Source organism: Promicromonospora kroppenstedtii DSM 19349 (assembly GCF_000515355.1).
Classification (GTDB): domain Bacteria; phylum Actinomycetota; class Actinomycetes; order Actinomycetales; family Cellulomonadaceae; genus Promicromonospora; species Promicromonospora kroppenstedtii.
Map to the genome: position 1 here is coordinate 758 of NZ_KI911593.1, position 1,715 is coordinate 2,472.

General features: G+C 72.0%; 2 protein-coding genes. One reads left to right on the forward strand and one right to left on the reverse strand.

Annotation, left to right across the window (positions count from 1 at the left end):
- A partial coding sequence (locus PROKR_RS02815) for a TIR domain-containing protein (RefSeq protein ID WP_036959400.1) occupies positions 1-1,120 on the reverse strand: 1,120 nt, incomplete at its 3' end.
- 121 nt (positions 1,121-1,241) lie between these two features.
- Here PROKR_RS02815 and PROKR_RS02820 point away from each other — a divergent pair.
- Positions 1,242-1,715: hypothetical protein (locus tag PROKR_RS02820; RefSeq protein ID WP_036959401.1), on the forward strand; the 474-nt coding region annotated here is incomplete at its 3' end.

Below are 1,715 nucleotides of genomic sequence, written 5' to 3' on the forward strand. Positions count from 1 at the left end.
ACACGACGGGGCCCGCGCGCCCCGAACCCGTGACCGAGCCGAAGGGCGTGCGGTCGCCGCGCAGCACGGTGGGCGCGCCGTCGTCGGGGTTCCAGCGCACCAGGTCCCCGGTCTCGGTCCGGCCGACGACGCCGGCCGCGGTCGGTGCGACGTCGGCGAGCCCGGTCTCCTCCGGGACGTCCACGGTGCGCAGCAGGTACGGGTCCGCGGGCTCGTTGGCGGTCACCGCGTTGAACAGCGCGGTGCGGGTCTGCCCGTCCCGCAGCCGCCGCACCGCCTCGACCGCCAGCAGCTGCGCCGTGGCGGGGTCGTCCTGGTGCACCACGTGCGATGTCGCGCCCAGCAGGTGCGCCTCGTTGGCGTTCACCGCCTCGTTCGCGCGGTCCGCCTCCCGCTGCGCGTACGCGAACGCGCCGATCGACAGGACGAGCATGACCGCCAGGGCCATGTTCACCAGCCGGTTGCGCAGGCCCGCCGAGCTCTGCCGGGCGATGTGCGCGCTGAGGATCTCCTCGGTGCTGACGTCCGCGCCGCGCAGCGGCGCCACCAGCTCGGCGAGCACCCCCGGCCGATCGGGGTGGTGCCGCCAGAACCGGCGCTGGCGCAGCCTCGTCAGGTCGGTCCACTTGGGCTCGTGGTCGATCCGCTCCACCAGCGGCGCGGGCAACGCCGTGGTGCTGATCGCGTCGATCTCGTTCGCCGTCTGGTCCCAGACGATCTTGCCGCTGGTCAGCGCCACCAACAGGGTCTCCGGACCGCGGTGGTCGAGCCACCACGCGACCTCCTTGGCCACGTACTTCGAGCTCGCGGCGCCCTCCGAGGCGAACAGGATGAGGTAGTCGGACCGTTCGAGCTTGCGCTCGATCGCGTCCCAGAGGCTCGGGTTGTTCGCCAGACCTGTCCGGTCCAGGAAGACGTTCAGGTCCGGCACGTCGTCGCGCTTGTCGAAGTCGAGGAGCTCCGCGTGGAACGCGGGCGCGAACTCGCCGTCGGAGTCCCGGCTGTAGGACAGGAAGGCGTCGTAGCCGCCGGAGGGCGGGGCGGCGTGCGCGCGGCTGTTCCGGGCCACCCGCCCGGCACGGCTGGTCGGTAGCAGGGAGCGGACAATCCGGTCGGTCATCCTGCTCCCGCAGCCTTTCCTCGGCGAATGTTTGCGGACCGGGAGAAACATATCCCCTGGTGTGTAGTGTCGCCGCAGGTCATGACGCTAGTCACCTTCGTGGTGAAATGCACGGTTAAGCATGGTTGGCTCGCCCGACGAGGAAGGCACCAAGATGGCTCCGGAGCTGGTCGTCCCGCCCGACGGTCCCCGGCGGCTGCGCGTGCGCCGCTCCTGGGTCCGCGCCGGTTTCGTCGCCCTGTTCGGCGTCGCGTTCGGCCTGGGCCTGTGGGGCTTCTGGATCTACCGCACCTCGCCCGACTTCGAGTGGGGCACCAGCGCCTGGGACCTCGTCTACTACTCCGTCCAGCTCTTCGTGCTCGGCGCCGAGGCCACGAACCAGGGCGGCGACCTGCCCTGGCAGCTCCAGGCCGCCCGGTTCCTCGCCCCGGTCGCCACCGGTTACGCCGTCTTCGAGGCGGTGCGCTCGCTGTTCGCCGACCAGTTCGTGCTCATGCGCACCCGTCGCATGCGCGGGCACGCGATCGTCGTGGGCCGCGCGCCCGCCGCCGACCTCATCGCGGCGGCGCTCGCGGCCCGGGGAGCAGTCGTCGTG